This is a genomic window from Paramesorhizobium deserti (assembly GCF_001558695.1).
GTDB classification, from domain to species: domain Bacteria; phylum Pseudomonadota; class Alphaproteobacteria; order Rhizobiales; family Rhizobiaceae; genus Paramesorhizobium; species Paramesorhizobium deserti.
Map to the genome: position 1 here is coordinate 102,955 of NZ_LNTU01000034.1, position 16,069 is coordinate 119,023.

The 16,069-nt window shown below is 61.0% G+C and carries 12 protein-coding genes and 1 tRNA gene; 5 read left to right on the forward strand and 8 right to left on the reverse strand.

Going from position 1 to position 16,069, the window contains the following annotated elements; all coding sequences use genetic code 11:
* Positions 1-10 precede the first annotated feature (10 nt).
* Both ATN84_RS16755 and gltB read right to left on the reverse strand, forming a co-directional pair.
* Complete coding sequence (locus tag ATN84_RS16755) at positions 11-1,465, reverse strand: glutamate synthase subunit beta (RefSeq protein WP_068882816.1); 1,455 nt, start codon at positions 1,463-1,465, stop codon at positions 11-13.
* A 222-nt stretch (positions 1,466-1,687) separates the two neighbouring features.
* Positions 1,688-6,433, reverse strand: a complete 4,746-nt coding sequence (gene gltB / locus ATN84_RS16760; protein WP_068883518.1) for a glutamate synthase large subunit — start codon at positions 6,431-6,433, stop codon at positions 1,688-1,690.
* Positions 6,434-7,006: 573 nt separating this feature from the next.
* On the opposite strand from gltB, the gene ATN84_RS16765 reads away from it, so the two are divergent.
* On the forward strand, positions 7,007-8,056 hold the full coding sequence (locus ATN84_RS16765) for a threonine aldolase family protein (RefSeq protein ID WP_068882817.1): 1,050 nt from the start codon (positions 7,007-7,009) through the stop codon (positions 8,054-8,056).
* A 60-nt stretch (positions 8,057-8,116) separates the two neighbouring features.
* Here the strand turns inward: ATN84_RS16765 and ATN84_RS16770 are convergent, their stop codons facing one another.
* Positions 8,117-8,587, reverse strand: coding sequence for an Hsp20 family protein (locus tag ATN84_RS16770; protein WP_068882818.1), 471 nt, complete (start codon positions 8,585-8,587; stop codon positions 8,117-8,119).
* A gap of 341 nt (positions 8,588-8,928) precedes the next feature.
* Between ATN84_RS16770 and ATN84_RS16775 the strand changes: the two genes are divergently transcribed.
* The gene (locus ATN84_RS16775) at positions 8,929-9,354 is read left to right on the forward strand and encodes a hypothetical protein (RefSeq protein WP_068882819.1); all 426 of its coding nucleotides are present in this window, start codon (positions 8,929-8,931) and stop codon (positions 9,352-9,354) included.
* 213 nt (positions 9,355-9,567) lie between these two features.
* Complete coding sequence (locus ATN84_RS16780; protein WP_068882820.1) at positions 9,568-10,557, forward strand: alpha/beta fold hydrolase; 990 nt, start codon at positions 9,568-9,570, stop codon at positions 10,555-10,557.
* A 2-nt stretch (positions 10,558-10,559) separates the two neighbouring features.
* Here ATN84_RS16780 and hisN read toward each other — a convergent pair whose 3' ends face one another.
* Together hisN and ATN84_RS16790 are read right to left on the reverse strand one after the other, a co-directional pair.
* Positions 10,560-11,351 (reverse strand): histidinol-phosphatase, encoded by a 792-nt coding sequence (gene hisN / locus ATN84_RS16785; RefSeq protein ID WP_068882821.1) that lies wholly within the window; start codon positions 11,349-11,351, stop codon positions 10,560-10,562.
* A gap of 304 nt (positions 11,352-11,655) precedes the next feature.
* Positions 11,656-12,546: an N-formylglutamate amidohydrolase gene (locus tag ATN84_RS16790; protein WP_068882822.1), complete on the reverse strand. Its 891-nt coding sequence runs from the start codon at positions 12,544-12,546 to the stop codon at positions 11,656-11,658.
* Between the two features lie 329 nt (positions 12,547-12,875).
* On the opposite strand from ATN84_RS16790, the gene cpdR reads away from it, so the two are divergent.
* Entirely contained in the window at positions 12,876-13,238 is a 363-nt protein-coding gene (gene cpdR / locus ATN84_RS16795; protein WP_068882823.1) for a cell cycle two-component system response regulator CpdR, read from the forward strand.
* A gap of 95 nt (positions 13,239-13,333) precedes the next feature.
* A tRNA-Val gene (locus ATN84_RS16800) sits at positions 13,334-13,408 on the forward strand.
* Positions 13,409-13,473: 65 nt separating this feature from the next.
* On the opposite strand, the gene ATN84_RS16805 is transcribed toward ATN84_RS16800, so the two are convergent.
* The 3 genes from ATN84_RS16805 to ubiU form a co-directional block, all read right to left on the reverse strand.
* Positions 13,474-13,950: a P-loop nucleotide/nucleoside kinase family protein gene (locus tag ATN84_RS16805; RefSeq protein WP_082766342.1), complete on the reverse strand. Its 477-nt coding sequence runs from the start codon at positions 13,948-13,950 to the stop codon at positions 13,474-13,476.
* A 197-nt stretch (positions 13,951-14,147) separates the two neighbouring features.
* Positions 14,148-15,062: a ubiquinone anaerobic biosynthesis protein UbiV gene (gene ubiV / locus ATN84_RS16810; protein WP_068883520.1), complete on the reverse strand. Its 915-nt coding sequence runs from the start codon at positions 15,060-15,062 to the stop codon at positions 14,148-14,150.
* A gap of 11 nt (positions 15,063-15,073) precedes the next feature.
* Positions 15,074-16,069, reverse strand: coding sequence for a ubiquinone anaerobic biosynthesis protein UbiU (gene ubiU / locus ATN84_RS16815; protein WP_068882825.1), 996 nt, complete (start codon positions 16,067-16,069; stop codon positions 15,074-15,076).

Sequence of the window (16,069 nt, forward strand, 5' to 3'; positions counted from 1 at the left end):
ACCTTCGCACTCACCGCGGCAGGACGGAAGCTCCCATCAGATATTCGTCGACGGAACGCGCCGCCTGTCGGCCTTCGCGGATCGCCCAGACGACCAGCGATTGACCGCGGCGCACGTCACCTGCCGCGAACACCTTATCGACGCTCGTGCGGTAGTCGCGTTCGTTTGCCTCGACTGAGCGGTTCCCGCGCCGATCGCTCGCAATCGTCAGCTTCTCGCCCAATTCCTCGACGACGCCATCCTCCAACGGACCGGAAAAGCCGATGGCGATGAAGGCGAGATCCGCCTTTATGAAGAATTCCGTGCCTTCAATAGGCTTGCGCCGCTCGTCGACCTCGCAGCACTTCACATGGGTGAGCCTGCCCTCCTCGCCAACGAATTCGAGCGTCGCCACCTGAAACTCGCGTTCCGCTCCTTCCGCCTGGGACGAGGAAACACGCATCTTTGTCGCCCAATAGGGCCAGACGGTGAGCTTGTCTTCCTTCTCCGGCGGCTGCGGCCGGATATCGAGCTGCGTGACCTTCACCGCCCCTTGCCGGAAAGCCGTTCCGACACAGTCGGAAGCCGTATCGCCGCCGCCGACCACGACCACATGCTTGCCACCCGCGAGAATGGGGGCAGATGGCCATGCGACCGAATCGATGTTCTCGCGGCCGATGCGGCGGTTCTGCTGGACGAGATAATTCATCGCATTGTGAACGCCGTCGAGTTCCGTCCCGGGAATGCCGGCCGGGCGCGGCGTTTCCGAACCGCCGCAATAAAGAACCGCGTCATAGCCGTCGATGAGCTCCTTCACCGGCTTGTCGACGCCGACATTAACGCCGCAGAAGAAGGTGACGCCCTCACCCTGCATCTGCGCGACGCGCCTGTCGATATAATGCTTCTCCATCTTGAAATCGGGAATGCCGTAGCGCAGCAGCCCACCAGGGCGGCTTTCGCGTTCATAGACATGTACCTCATGCCCCGCGCGTCCAAGCTGCTGCGCCGCAGCCAAGCCAGCCGGGCCTGAGCCGATGACCGCAACCTTCTTCCCCGTCTTCACGGCCGAAGGCTGCGGCACGACATAGCCCATCTCATAGGCCTTATCGGCGATCGCCTGCTCGATCGTCTTGATGGTGACAGGCACGTCTTCCAGGTTCAGCGTGCAGGCTTCCTCACACGGGGCGGGGCAGATGCGACCGGTGAATTCCGGGAAATTGTTGGTCGAGTGGAGGTTGCGGATCGCCTCCTCCCAATTGTCGTTGTAGACGAGGTCGTTCCAGTCCGGGATCTGGTTGTGAACAGGGCATCCCGTGGGCCCGTGGCAATAGGGAATGCCGCAATCCATGCATCGCGCCGCCTGCTTCCTCACCTCGCCATCCGTCATCGGTATGGTGAATTCGCGAAAATGCCGGATGCGGTCGGAGGCCGGCTGATACTTCGCCACCTGCCGATCGATTTCCAGAAAACCTGTAACCTTACCCATGAACCTTTTCTCCCCTCGTTTCGAGGATGTCACCCCTGCCGGGCGGCTTCAAAGCCGGCGACACAAACAGGGCTCGTTGATGATTAGCGCCAACCGTCCCGACCGTCATCCTCGAGCTCGTCCCGAGGATCTACCATAAGAAGCAGGAAAGTGATTACCGTCCTGATTGAACGCTCCCTCGGTAGATTCTCGAGACGAGCCCGAGAATGACGGCTGAAGGGCTCATTCCGCTGCGATGCCGACCCGCATGCGCTCCATTTCCTCGAGCGCGCGTCGGTATTCCACCGGCATCACTTTTACGAATTTCGGGCGATAGGCTTCCCAATTGTCGAGAATATCCTTGGCCCGTGTCGAACCCGTGTAGTGCAGATGGTTCGAGATCAGCTGGACCAGACGCTCCTCGTCGTGACGCGTCATGTTGCCGGATACGTCGACCCGGCCCTTGTGCATCAGATCGCCGCCATGGTGGTGCAGCTTTTCGAGGATGTCGTCCTCTTCCGGCACCGGCTCCAGCTCGACCATCGCCATGTTGCAGCGCTGCGCGAAGTCGCCCGCCTCGTCGAGCACATAGGCGACGCCGCCCGACATGCCGGCCGCGAAGTTGCGGCCCGTCTGCCCGATGACGACCACCACGCCGCCGGTCATATATTCGCAGCCGTGGTCGCCGACGCCCTCGACGACAGCCACCGCGCCCGAATTGCGCACGGCGAACCGCTCGCCGACGACACCGCGGAAATAGCACTCACCCTCGACGGCGCCGTAAAGCACGGTATTGCCGGCGATGATCGATTCCTCGGCGACAATCCTGGCATTCTCGTCCGGACGAATGACGATGCGTCCGCCGCACAGGCCCTTGCCGACATAATCGTTGCCGTCACCGATCAAGTCGATCGAGATGCCACGCGTCAGGAACGCTCCGAAGGACTGGCCCGCGGTGCCGCGAAGCGTGATCGCGATCGTATCCTCGGGCAGGCCCTTGTGGCGGTAGCGCTTGGCCACTTCGCCGGAAAGCATCGCGCCCGCCGAGCGGTCGACATTCTTGATCGGCAGCTCGATCTTGACAGGGGTCTTGTTTTCGAGCGCCGGCAACGCCTGCTCGATCAGCTTGCGGTCGAGCACATCATCGATCGGGTGATGCTGCCTTTCGGTCCAGTAGATCTTCTCCTTCGGCGCTTCCGGCTTATAGAAGATGCGGCTGAAATCGAGGCCCCGAGCCTTCCAATGGTCGATCATCGCCTGCTTCTCGAGAAGATCGGTTTCGCCGATGATCTGTTCCAGCCTAGTGTAGCCCATTTCAGCCAGGAACTGCCGCACTTCCTCCGCCAGATAGAAGAAGAAGTTGATCACATGCTCCGGCGTGCCCTTGAAGCGCTTGCGCAGGACGGGATCCTGCGTGGCGACGCCCACAGGGCAGGTGTTGAGATGGCATTTGCGCATCATGATACAGCCCGCCGCGATCAGCGGCGCGGTGGAGAAGCCGAATTCGTCCGCACCGAGCAGCGCGCCGATGATGACATCGCGGCCTGTACGCAGGCCGCCGTCAACCTGCAGCGCGATGCGCGAACGCAGACCATTCAGCACCAGCGTCTGGTGCGTTTCGGCGAGCCCCATTTCCCACGGGGATCCGGCATGCTTCAGCGACGTGAGCGGTGACGCGCCCGTGCCGCCATCATAACCGGCAATGGTGATGTGATCGGCGCGCGCCTTGGCGACGCCTGCCGCAACCGTGCCAACGCCCACTTCCGACACCAGCTTGACGGAGACGTCCGCCGCCGGATTGACGTTCTTCAGATCGTAGATGAGCTGCGCCAGGTCCTCGATCGAATAGATGTCGTGGTGCGGCGGCGGCGAGATAAGGCCGACGCCCGGCGTCGAGTGCCGCGTCTTGGCGATGGTCGCATCCACCTTGTGGCCGGGCAGTTGGCCACCCTCGCCGGGCTTTGCGCCCTGCGCCACCTTGATCTGCATCATGTCGGAATTGACGAGATATTCCGTCGTCACGCCGAACCGGCCCGATGCCACCTGCTTGATCGCCGAGCGCTCTGGGTTCGGCTTGCCGTTCGGCAGCGGATAAAAGCGATCAGGCTCTTCGCCGCCCTCGCCGGTGTTCGACTTGCCGCCCATGCTGTTCATCGCGATGGCGAGGGTCGTATGCGCTTCCCTGGAGATCGAGCCGAATGACATCGCTCCGGTCGAGAACCGCTTGACGATTTCCTTCGCCGGCTCCACTTCCTCGAGCGGCACAGGCTTCAGCCCGCGTTCCTCGGCCGACTTGATGTGGAACAGGCCGCGGATGGTCTTCGCCGCCGCCGACCGACCATTGATCAGGTCGGAATATTCCTTGAAGGTGGCAGGGTTTTCCGTGCGCACGGCGTGCTGCAGCTTGGCCACCGCGTCGGGCGACCATTGATGCGCCTCGCCGCGGATACGGTAGGCATACTCGCCGCCGACGTCGAGCGTCGTCAAAAGCACCGGATCGTTGCCGAACGCATCCGTATGACGGCACACGGTTTCCTCGGCGATCTCCTCTAGCCCGACGCCCTCGATAGTGGTCGCCGTGCCGAAGAAGAACTTGTCGACGAATTCGGACTTCAACCCGACCGCATCGAAGATCTGCGCGCCGCAATAGGACTGATAGGTCGAGATGCCCATCTTGGACATGACCTTGAGGATGCCCTTGCCGATCGACTTGATGTAGCGATAGACGACCTCATGCGCGTCCACCTCAGGCGGAAACTCCTTGCGCCGGTGCATGTCGAGCAGCGTATCGAAGGCGAGATAGGGATTGATCGCCTCGGCGCCATAGCCCGCCAGACAGCAGAAATGATGCACCTCGCGCGGCTCGCCGGATTCGACCACCAGCCCCACGGACGTTCTCAGACCCTTGCGGATCAGGTGATGATGCACCGCCGCCGTCGCCAGCAGCGCCGGGATCGGGATGCGGTCCGGGCCGACCTGGCGGTCCGACAGGATGATGATGTTGTAGCCGCCGTGAACCGCCGCTTCCGCGCGGTCGCAAAGGCGCTCGATCGCGCCATGCATGCCCGCCGGGCCCTCACCCGTATTATAGGTGATGTCGAGCGTCTTGGTGTCGAACCGGTCCTCGGTATGGCCGATGGAGCGGATCTTTTCGAGATCGCCATTGGTCAGGATCGGCTGGCGCACTTCGAGGCGCTTGCGCCGCGAGGTACCCACCAGATCAAAAATGTTCGGGCGCGGGCCGATGAAGGAGACGAGGCTCATCACCAGCTCCTCGCGGATCGGGTCGATCGGCGGGTTCGTCACCTGCGCGAAATTCTGCTTGAAATAGGTGTAGAGCAGCTTCGACTTGTCCGACATCGCCGAAATCGGCGTGTCGGTGCCCATCGAGCCGATGGCCTCCTGCCCCGTGGTCGCCATCGGCGCCATGAGGATCTTGGTATCCTCCTGCGTGTAGCCGAAGGTCTGCTGCCGGTCGAGCAGGCTCACATCCTTGCGCAGGGCACGCGGCTCCACGGGGCTCAGATCCTCCAGGATGAGCTGCGTGTTCTTCAGCCACTGCTTGTAGGGGTGGCGCTGCGCGATCTCGGACTTGATCTCCTCGTCCGAAACGATGCGCCCCTCTTCCATGTCTATGAGCAGCATGCGACCCGGCTGCAGACGCCACTTCTTGACGATCTTCTTTTCGTCGACCGGCAGGACGCCCGCTTCCGACGCCATGATGACGAAATCGTCGTCGGTGACGATGTAGCGGGCCGGCCGCAGGCCGTTGCGGTCGAGCGTGGCGCCGATCTGCCGGCCATCGGTGAAGGCGACGGCCGCTGGGCCATCCCAAGGCTCCATCAGCGCCGCGTGATATTCGTAGAACGCCTTGCGCTCCTCGCTCATCAGCTTGTTGCCCGACCATGCCTCGGGGATCAGCATCATCATGGCATGCGCCAGCGGATAGCCGCCCTGGAACAGGAATTCCAGCGCGTTGTCGAAGCAGGCCGTATCCGACTGCCCTTCATAGGAGATCGGCCACAGCTTGGAGATGTCGTTGCCGAAAAGCTCGGAATCGACCGAGGCCTGCCGCGCCGCCATCCAGTTCACGTTGCCGCGCAGCGTGTTGATCTCGCCATTGTGCGCGACCATGCGGTAGGGGTGCGCAAGCTTCCAGGATGGGAAGGTGTTGGTCGAAAAGCGCTGGTGCACCAGTGCCACCGCGCTCTCGAAGCGCGGATCCTTCAAATCCTTGTAATAGGCGCCGACCTGATAGGCCAGGAACATGCCCTTGTAGACGATGGTGCGCGACGACATCGACACGATGTAGAAGCCATTGTCGCGGCCGTCCGTCTCCTGGAAGATGCGGTTGGAGATGACTTTGCGCAGCACGAACAGACGGCGCTCGAAATCGTCATCGGTCGCGATGCTCGGATTGCGTCCGATGAAGACCTGCCGGTGATAGGGTTCGGTCGCCACGATGTGCGACGCCTTCGACAGCGACGAATTATCGACGGGAACATCGCGGAAGCCAATGAGCGCTTGCCCCTCGGCAGCGATCACTTCCTCGATCACCGTTTCGATATGCGCCCGCTGCTCCGCATCCTGCGGCATGAAGAAATAGCCCACCGCATACTGCCCGGCGGGCGGCAGCTCGATGCCCTGTACCGCCATCTCCTCGCGGAAGAAGCGGTCCGGGATCTGCACCAGCATACCCGCGCCATCGCCCATCAGCGGGTCGGCGCCCACCGCACCGCGATGGGTGAGGTTTTCCAGCATCAAAAGGCCGTCATTGACCACCTGATGCGACTTCACACCCTTCATATGCGCGATGAAGCCGACGCCGCATGCATCATGCTCGTTGCGCGGATCGTAGAGACCCTGACGCACCGGAAACCCAGCCGGCGTCGTGCGTGTTGGAGTTCGTGACGTTTTCGCGGTTTTGACCGCGCGGTTCTGCACGCCCTGCTGAAGCTCGGTCGTTACAGATGGCGTCAATTCCGTCATCGTCATTTCCTCCTGTCTCAAGCCCCTTCAGGGGCGGTCATTCTTATCAGGGGGGAATATGGTCAATTCCACCCCGCGTCCATGCGGCATATAATTGCAAGAGCCTTTGCGAAGCGGATGAGGTATGGCTTTCATCCGCATTCCCTGCGCTTTTGCGCCAGCAAGACGGCACCGGACCGCTTGTCCGTCCAGCCTGTCCGCCTTGCAGACCTGCCCGCGACAAAACCCGGACAGAGACGACTATACGCCTTTATCCGAGATTAAGTCGGTTAAATAAGACAGCATTGCTGTCCTATATTCTATGACAGAAATTATGCCCCACCACAAGATGGAAAAGCAAAATAAAATCCCCCAACCCGAAATATTGTTGCGCAAGCGCGCATCCAGCGTTCATGAAATTGTCTGTCCAGGGGATTCTGCGGCTTTCTGCGCTACAGCCAGTGAAATTAACTGGCTTATGGGTAACCTCATTTGTCCACCGGTGGGCAATGCGCCAGCCCGATTTCCTATGGACAGCCGGTTCCACCGCGGTGCAAGAAGAGTCCGCCTCGAAGTGCCACCCGGAGAAACCGAATGAATTTCGCATCCGATAATTGGGCGGGTGCCCACCCCAAGATCGCCGAAAGCCTCAGCCGCCATGCCGGCGGTTTTGCCGCTTCCTATGGTGCAAGCGAGCTCGATCGCGCCGTGGAAAAGCGCTTCAACGAGATATTCGAGCGCGAGGTTGCGGTTTTTTTCGTTGGGACGGGCACTGCGGCCAATTCGCTGGCGCTGGCAAGCGTCAACCGGCCCGGCGGCGTCTCCTTCTGCCACCGCGAGGCTCACGCCATCGAGGACGAATGCGGCGCTCCGGAGTATTTCACCGGCGGCGCCCGCCTGCATCCTGTGGATGGCGAGCTCGGACGGATCGATCCCGCCAATCTGAAGCGGGAATTGAAGCGATTCAACCCGGCCTTCATCCATGCCGGCCAGCCGATGGCCGTCTCTATCACCCAGGCCACCGAAGTCGGCACGCTCTACAGCCTCCGCGATATCGCGGGCATCTCCGCTATCTGCCACGAGCATGGCCTGCCGCTGCATATGGATGGCGCACGCTTTGCCAATGCGCTCGTCTCGCTCGGCGCCTCGCCGGCGGATATGACGTGGCGGCAGGGCGTCGACATCGTTTCATTCGGCGGCACGAAGAACGGCTGCTGGTGTGCCGAGGCGCTGGTGTTCATGGATCCGGCGCAGGCGAAGGATCTGCCGTTCATCCGCAAGCGCGCCGCCCAGCTCTTCTCCAAGACGCGCTTCATCGCCGCCCAGTTCGATGCCTATTTCGATGGGGGCCTGTGGCTGGAACTTGCAACCCATGCCAATGCAATGGCGGCGCGGCTTGCCGACCATATCCGCGCATCCGAACGCATCCGCCTGGCTTGGCCGACGCAGGCCAACGAGGTCTTCGCCATCATGAAGAAGAGTGTCAGCGAAAAGCTGCACCTTGAGGGTGCCATCTTCTATGACTGGAACCCGCCGCACTCGGAGATGGGCCGCGTCGAGGACGGGGAGATTTTCGCCCGCTTCGTGACGAGTTTCACCACCTCGGAGGACGAGGTGGACCGGTTCGGCGAGTTGATTGCCTGAACAATAGAAAATAAAAAAGCGGCGCCCGAAGGCGCCGCTCTCATTTCCGGCCGGGAATGATTATTCCGCGGCCTTGGTCTCGATCTGCTTGGCTTTCTCGGAAGAAACAGCCGTTACAGCGATCTTGCGCGGCTTCAGATTCTCAGGAATTTCGCGCTTCAGATCGATGTGCAGCAGGCCGTTCTTCAGGCTTGCGCCGCTGACTTCAACGAAATCGGCGAGCTGGAAGCGGCGCTCGAAAGCGCGCGCGGCGATACCGCGATAAAGCACTTCGGCGCTCTTTTCGGCATTTTCTTCCGCCTTCTGGCCTTTGACGGTCAGCTGGTTGCGGTGAGCCTCGATCTCGATTTCGTCTTCCGAGAAACCGGCAACGGCCATCGTGATGCGATAAGCATTTTCGCCCGTCCGCTCGATATTATAGGGCGGATAGGTCTGCGCGCCTTCAGGCTGCGCGAGCGAATCAAGCATGGTGAAAAGCCGGTCGAAGCCGACGGTGGAACGATAGAGCGGTGAAAAATCAACGTGACGCATGGGTAAGCCCTCCTTCAGAGCGACAATTTGCGTTTTGGTCCCAGCATCGGCCCGAAAATCGGTTTCGATTTTTGGAAAGCCCGATGCGCATTCAAAATTTGAAAATTCCCGGTCATCGGCGAATTTTCTTGGACCAGCAGCCCCATATGGCGGCTGCAATCATGATTTGGGGGCGTCATTTCATGATTTCAAGGGATGGATCGCGCCCCGTAAAACAATGCAAATTTTGCTGTGGGCATCGCTGAACGCCAGATGAATGCCGCCTTCGGCCATTATTCAGCTTGCGGGGCTTAAGTTCACACCATGTCCGGAGGGTTCCGGCACTTAAAAGGAATAGGTCAATGAAAAAGGCTATCCTGGCCATCGCCGCCGCCGCAACGCTTGCAATCGGCATTTCCGCCCCCGCCTTCGCCGCCGGGCAGTCGAATATCATTCTGGCCCAGGGCTGGGATGATGATTATTATCGCGATGCCCCTCCGCCGCCGCGCCATTATGGCGGTTATGAACGCCGCGACCGCGACTGGCGGGATCGCGACCGCTACCGCGATGAGATCATGAGCCCCCGCCGCGTGGCCAGAATGCTGGAACGCCGCGGCTATGCGGTCGGCGATATCGATCTGCGCCGGGGCCGTTATTTCGTCCGTGCCACGCGGCCGGGCGGACGTCGCGTGCTGCTCATCGTCGATGCCCGCAACGGCCGCATCCTGGACGAACAGCGTGCCGGTGGCCCGCGCCGCTCGGGCTTCAGCATCGAAATCAACCCGTAACAAAGCCGTAAGCAAGGCACACCGAACGGCCTGCCCGATGTAACGTCCCTTCCAGACGGCAGGTCAAGCCGGAGGTTCCGTCGTGGAGCTTCCGGCTCACGGCTTTTGCAGCCATTCAGCCCACTTTTCATGGCCTCTTGTTATTTGACCTTTCCCACGGGGCAGCCTATCGATGGGTGATCGTGTCAATCTTGGACGTCGTTGCCGCCGCGCATGGCTGATCTTCTCTTCGAAACCGACACCAACCAGATCCCCGCCGCAACCCGCTCCGGCATGCTGGAGATGCGGGACGGCCGGAAATTGCGCTATGCCGTCACGCAAGCCGCCGGCCGGCCGTTGCATGGCACCGTTCTCCTGCTGCACGGCCGCAATGAATGCATCGAGAAATATTTCGAGACCATCGCCGACCTGGCCGGGCGCGGCTTGACGGTGGTGTGTTTCGACTGGCGCGGCCAAGGCGGCTCCAGCCGCATGATCCGCGATGCGATGCGCGGCCATGTCGACCGTTTCGACGATTATGCCTCGGATCTCGATCAGGTCTTCCGGGATCTCGTTCTGCCGGACTGCCCGCCGCCATTCTATATCCTCGCCCATTCCGCCGGCGCGCTCGTCTCTCTGCTCGCCGCCCCGGTGCTCGCCAATCGTGTCCGCCGCATGGTGCTGGTCGCCCCGCTGCTCGGCCTTCCCGGCTCCCCGTTCGGCATCAAATGCATCCGTATTGCCACACGCTCTCTCAGCCTGATCGGAATGGGCAGGCGTTATGCGGCAAACAGCCGATATCAGGTCGGCGGCAGGCCTTTTGCAGGCAATCCGCTCACCAGTGATCCCGCCCGCTATATGCGCAATATCGATATCGTGCGCCACCAGCCGCAGCTCGGGCTGGGCGGACCGACGGTGCGCTGGGTCTCGGCCGCCCTTCATGCCATCGATCGGGTCCAGCACCCTGATTTCATCGCGGGCATCAGCATTCCCACGCTCATCATCGCTGCCGGCGCCGACAGCGTCGTCTCGACGCCAGCCATTGAGCGCTTCGCCACGCAGTTACGCAATGGTGCTTTGCTGACCATCGACGGCGCACGCCATGAGATCCTGCAGGAAGCCGATTTCTATCGCGAGCAGCTGCTGGCCGCTTTCGACGCCTTCATACCGGGTTCGGACGAGCCCGAAAACACGACCGCCACCGAACCGGCCGAAAGCCTTTAGGATCAGCTTGCATTGAGCAGATCGAGCGCCGCTTTGTGCAGCTCCGGCGTGGCGGCGGCGATGATGTCGCCGCCCTTTTCCGCCGGGCCGCCGTCCCAGCGCGTCACCACGCCGCCGGCCTTCTCAATGATCGGGATCAGCGCCACGATGTCATAGGGCTGTAGACCCGTCTCGACCGCTATATCGACAAAACCCGCCGCCACCATCGCGAAGGCATAGCAATCCACGCCATAGCGCGGCAGGCGCACCACGGCCTCCAGCCGGTCATAGGCAAGGCGCTTCGCCTCCTTGTAGAGAGCCGGCGTGGTGGTGAACAGGGTGGCATCGGCAAGCGCTGCCGTGTCCCGGGTCTTCAGCCGTTTCGTCTCCCCGGCCTCGCCTGTGCACTGGCGCTCGTAAAACGCAGCCTCGCCATCGCAATAGAAGAATTCACCGGTGAAGGGCTGCGACATCAGCCCGGCCTTGGCCTTGCCGTCCACCATCAACCCCACCAGCGTTCCCCAGACCGGCAGGCCGGAAATAAAGGCGCGCGTCCCGTCGATCGGGTCGATCACCCAGACATGGCTGTGATCGAGATTTTCCGATCCATGCTCCTCGCCCAGGATGCCGTGATCGGGATAGGCGCTGCGGATAACGGATCGGATCGCCCGCTCTGCCTCGCGATCGGCCTCCGTCACCGGATCGAACCCGACGGCATATTTATTGTCGACAGACACGGGACTGCGGAATCGCGGAAGTGTTTCGGCCGCCGCGGCCGCTGCAAGCTGCACAAGAAATGATTTATCGACGACCAAACCGGCCTCCTCATGAGGTATTAAAGACTGCAATCGAGGCAATTTCTGCCAAAACTGCCTTGAATTTAGGCATGAATATCCAATGCACAAATTATCGCTTTTTCAGCTTGACCCTTTGTGCGACGCAGCATAAAGTAAGCATCAGACAGGGCTCCCTGTCTATGCCCTCCTTGGGCGTTTCCTCCCTAGACTTCGGCCGCCTGCGGGCGGTCTTTTTTTTGCCTGCTCCGCTGCCGATGCAGCCGAGCGGCGCCAATTTGTGATTACAGCGATGTTCTGGAAAACGAAACGGCGTTCCCGCCTGCTATTCCGCGGCAAGCGGCGGCAAGCCGAAATGATAATCCGGCAATGACGACAAATCCGCCAGGAACAGGTCCAGGTCCTTGCGCAGCTGGTCGAAACCGGAGCTCTTCTCGAATGTACGCTCGTTGAGGTAAAGGCCGCGATTGACCTCGATCTGCAGCGCGTGGAAGCCCTTCGCCGGCTGGCCGTAATGTTCGGTGATATAGCCGCCCGCATAGGGTTTGTTATGCGCCACCGCATAACCCATATCGCGCAGAAGCTCGATTGCCGAGGCGGAAAGCGCATCGCTGCACGACATGCCGAACCGGTCGCCCACGATGAAATCCGGCCGTCCGATCCCGTCCCCCACCCGGATTCCCGCCGGCATGGAATGGCAATCGACCAGCACGCAGAAGCCGAAACGGCGATGCGTATCGGCGATGAGGCGGCTCAAAACAGCGTGATAGGGCTTGTAGAGCGTCTCTATCCGCTCCAAAGCCTCTGTGAGCGGCAATTTGCCGGGATAGATGTCCTGCCCTTCGCCGACCAGGCGCGGCACCGTGCCGAGCCCGCCCGCGACCCGCGCCGACTGCGCGTTGGCATAGGACGGCAGCGGCTCCGTGAACATGCGTGGATCGAGTTCATAGGGCTCGCGATTGACGTCGAGATAGGCGCGCGGGAAATGCGCCAGAAGCATCGGCGCGCCGAGCGCCACGGCGCCGCCGAACAATTCCTCGACATAGCAGTCCTCCGACCGCCGGATCGCATGCTGGTCGAGCCGGGACGAAGCAAGAAAGCGGGGCGGGTAATAGCGCCCGCTATGCGGCGAATCGAACACGAAGGGAATGCGCTGCTCCGCGGGTGCACGAACCTCATACGGCGGAACCAGGGAAAATTCGCACTCCACTGTCATCGGCCCAACACTATCCCTCGATCATCGTCCCAGGTGTCGCAATGGAGACCATCCGTCAAATGGCCATGTCATAGGGATGAAATTGCCAGCAGAAGCCCATGCTGTCCAGCCCTCCGGCGATCGCCGGTGCCCGGTTCTCGTCAATGTGACCGGACGCAGTTTAGCGCCCGTGCAATGCAGCCTCTCGACAAGCGAGCCCTTCTGTCTCTATTGTCAAGGCCCGCATTCATCCGATATTTACCAAAAAGGCGTTTCTTGAAATGGGTTGAGTCGCCCGCCGCGCACGTGCTGGGCAAATGGCAGGGCAACCGGAAATTTCGGACGGAGCAATGAAAAGAATCCTTCTTGCGGAAGATGATAATGATATGCGCCGCTTTCTGGTGAAAGCACTTGAGAAGGCGGGCTATCACGTAACGCATTTCGACAATGGCGCCAGCGCCTATGAGCGGCTTCGCGAGGAGCCCTTCTCGCTGCTTTTGACCGATATCGTCATGCCCGAAATGGACGGGATAGAGCTGGCACGCCGCGCCACCGAGATCGATCCCGATCTCAAGGTCATGTTCATCACCGGTTTTGCAGCGGTGGCGCTCAATCCCGATTCGAACGCGCCGAAGGACGCCAAGGTCCTGTCGAAGCCGTTCCACTTGCGCGATCTCGTCAACGAGATCGAGAAGATGCTGGTTGCCGCCTGACCGGCATCCGCCGGCAGCAAACGAAAAACCGGCGGAAGTTCAAAATCAGGCATTGACGGGCGCATGCCGATGTGGTGTATGCGCCCTCGTCGGATGGGCGTGTAGCTCAGCGGGAGAGCACTACGTTGACATCGTAGGGGTCACAGGTTCAATCCCTGTCACGCCCACCATCCTTTCAAAAACTTGCAAGCCGACATCGCTGATAGCTGGTGCAGTTGCTGCTCGACCTGCAGTTTCAGAAGTTCTGCGGCACCTCCATCCTGGCCTCATCCTCATCAAGGGGCTCGAAACGAGCTTTAAGCACCGAAAAGGTATTCGCCGCGATGTAGAGACTGCAATCCGGCGCGTTATTGCGGGCCTGAATGCGCTTCCATGCGATCTCGTCGGGGCATGTCAAACGATAGAGCCTGAAATCAGCCCCAAACTCGGTGATGACCGACCGAATACGGTCTCTTTCGGCCTGCGACCAAAATCCAAAGTCGAGAATGACATCCACATTCATGCGAAGACATCGAACCCATAATTCCTCCATAAGGAAGGAAACGCGCTTGGCATATTCCGCAAATTGTTGTTCAGGCGGGTCCTTACCATAGAGCCGCTGCATCCACTCGTTATGCGTGAAGCGGATGGCGGAAGTCTGATGCTCCAAACGTCGTGAAAATGTAGTTTTTCCGGATCCCAAATAGCCGTGAATCAGATGAGCCGTCGCCATGAATGGCACGTTATCACGAAAATTCCTCAACTTGCAGCATTTTAGAGGCGGCACAGCTGCTGGAATATCCCGAGCTATACCGCGCCGGGCGCCTCCCTGGTACGCGTGAGATGGTCATACGGTCAAATTCGTGGTGATCTATGCCGAGAATGTCCACACGGTGACGATCCTGCACCGCATGCAGCAATGATCTCCGCTCAGGCCCGCTCATAAGCGGCACCATACCGCCCCCTGAGAAAACCGTTCGAGAATGCCGTACCCGGCAACAGGGCGGCAAGGCTGTGCCCAGCCTCCTGCCCGCCCATTTGCGCATCGAGAACGCGCCGGAAGAGTTCAGCCACCGCAACCATCTTGCCGCCACCATGCGGTGACAGGCGGAACGATGTAACACCGGACGAGATCAGCCGCCCGATATCCTCCAGGAGACTGCAATAGGTGGAGGAAAGCGTCTGCACGCCGTTGACGGCGAGGAACGCCTCGCCATCCAGCGTATCCACCTCCAGCCCGTCCGGATCCTTACCGCAGACGAACTGGCAATTGTCCTTGGCAAGACCATGCACCCGCGCGTGATAGCAGCGTCCCGAGATGGCGAGCGGCATGCGGCCGAAGGCCCATACCTCTGGCTCGATACCATAGAACGCGGCTTCCCCTGACAAAAGCTCGATGGAAGCAAACGGCAGTTCGGGAGGCAGGCAGATGCGTGTGGCGCCACGCTGCGCGAGATAGGCGAGCGTGCCTTCATTATAGACGTTGATCAGTGGACCGACCGTGAAAGACCGGCCGTGGCCGAGACGGGCAAGCATGGTGAGATCATTGACCTCGACCTCCAGATCGTCATGAATGGCCAAATCAGCACACATCTGCCGCTCGCGCTTCAGGGTGACGAGCGCCAGGGAGGAGAGAATGATCTCTTTTCCCGCCCGCTGCAGCCGCTCGATCGCCTGGGGAATCCGGTCGATATAGAACGGCAGGCGCTTGGAGCAGACCACCTCGCCAAGACAGACGCGGTCGACCGGCGCCTCGTCCGCGATGCGGGCGTAAAAATCGCTCCACTGGTCCGCTGTCCAGTTGAAGAGCAGCGGCCCAAGGGTGATGGTGGAGTTTCTAGTCATGTTCTTCTCTTTCATCGCCATGTCTTGCGATAGGCGCCGGCGGTGGTCGTCTGGCCTTCGCTCAAATGCTGCAGCACGCCGGCCGGAATGGGCTCGCCTGCCATCTGTGCATCAACCGCCCGGCGGAAATTCGTCACCACGTCGCGAATATAGGACCGGCTCCGCTGCCGCCCCTCGATCTTGAACGCGCTGACCCCGGCTTGCACGAGTTGCGGAATAAGCGTTGCCGCATCTAGGCTCACCGGGTCCTCGAAGACATGCCCGCGATAATCGCCCGCCGAGAAGCAGCCCTTGCACAGGGTCGGATAGGGTGCCGGCTGATGCCGCGGCACACGGTCGATGGTGAAATCACCCAGCCGGGAGACGAGCTCGCCCTTCTCCTCGCGGTAGTGTACGTGGCTCGCCGGCGAACAAACGCCGTTCATATTAGGCGACTTGCCGGTGGCGTAGGAGGAGAGCGAGCATCGCCCTTCCGCCATCACGCACAGGCCGCCGAAGACGAAGACCTCCGTCTCGCAAGCCACCTCCCGGTTGATCGCCGCGATCTCATTGACTGTCAGCACGCGCGGCAGCACCACGCGCCTGACGCCGAACTCTTCCACATAGAAGCGGATTGCATCGGCATTCGAAGCCGCGGCTTGCACGGAGAGATGCCGCCTCAGATCAGGATGCCGCTCCCTGGCGTAGGCAAGAAGTCCGATATCGGCGAGGATGACGGCGTCGGCCCCGGCACGCACAGCATTGTCGATGGCCCGATGCCAAAGTTCCGCCGCCCCGGCCCGGGGGAAGGTGTTGATCGCGACGAGAATGCGCGCCCCGCCGGTATGGGCATAGCGCACACCTTCCGCAAGTTCCACGGACGTGAAATTGAGACCGGGAAAGTTGCGCGCATTGGTCTCGTCGCAAAACCCGCAATAGACGCTGTCGGCGCCGGCATCGACAGCGGCGCGCAGCGCCGCAGGCGTACCGGCCGGACAGACGAGTTCCGGGCGCCGGCTATTCTGCAT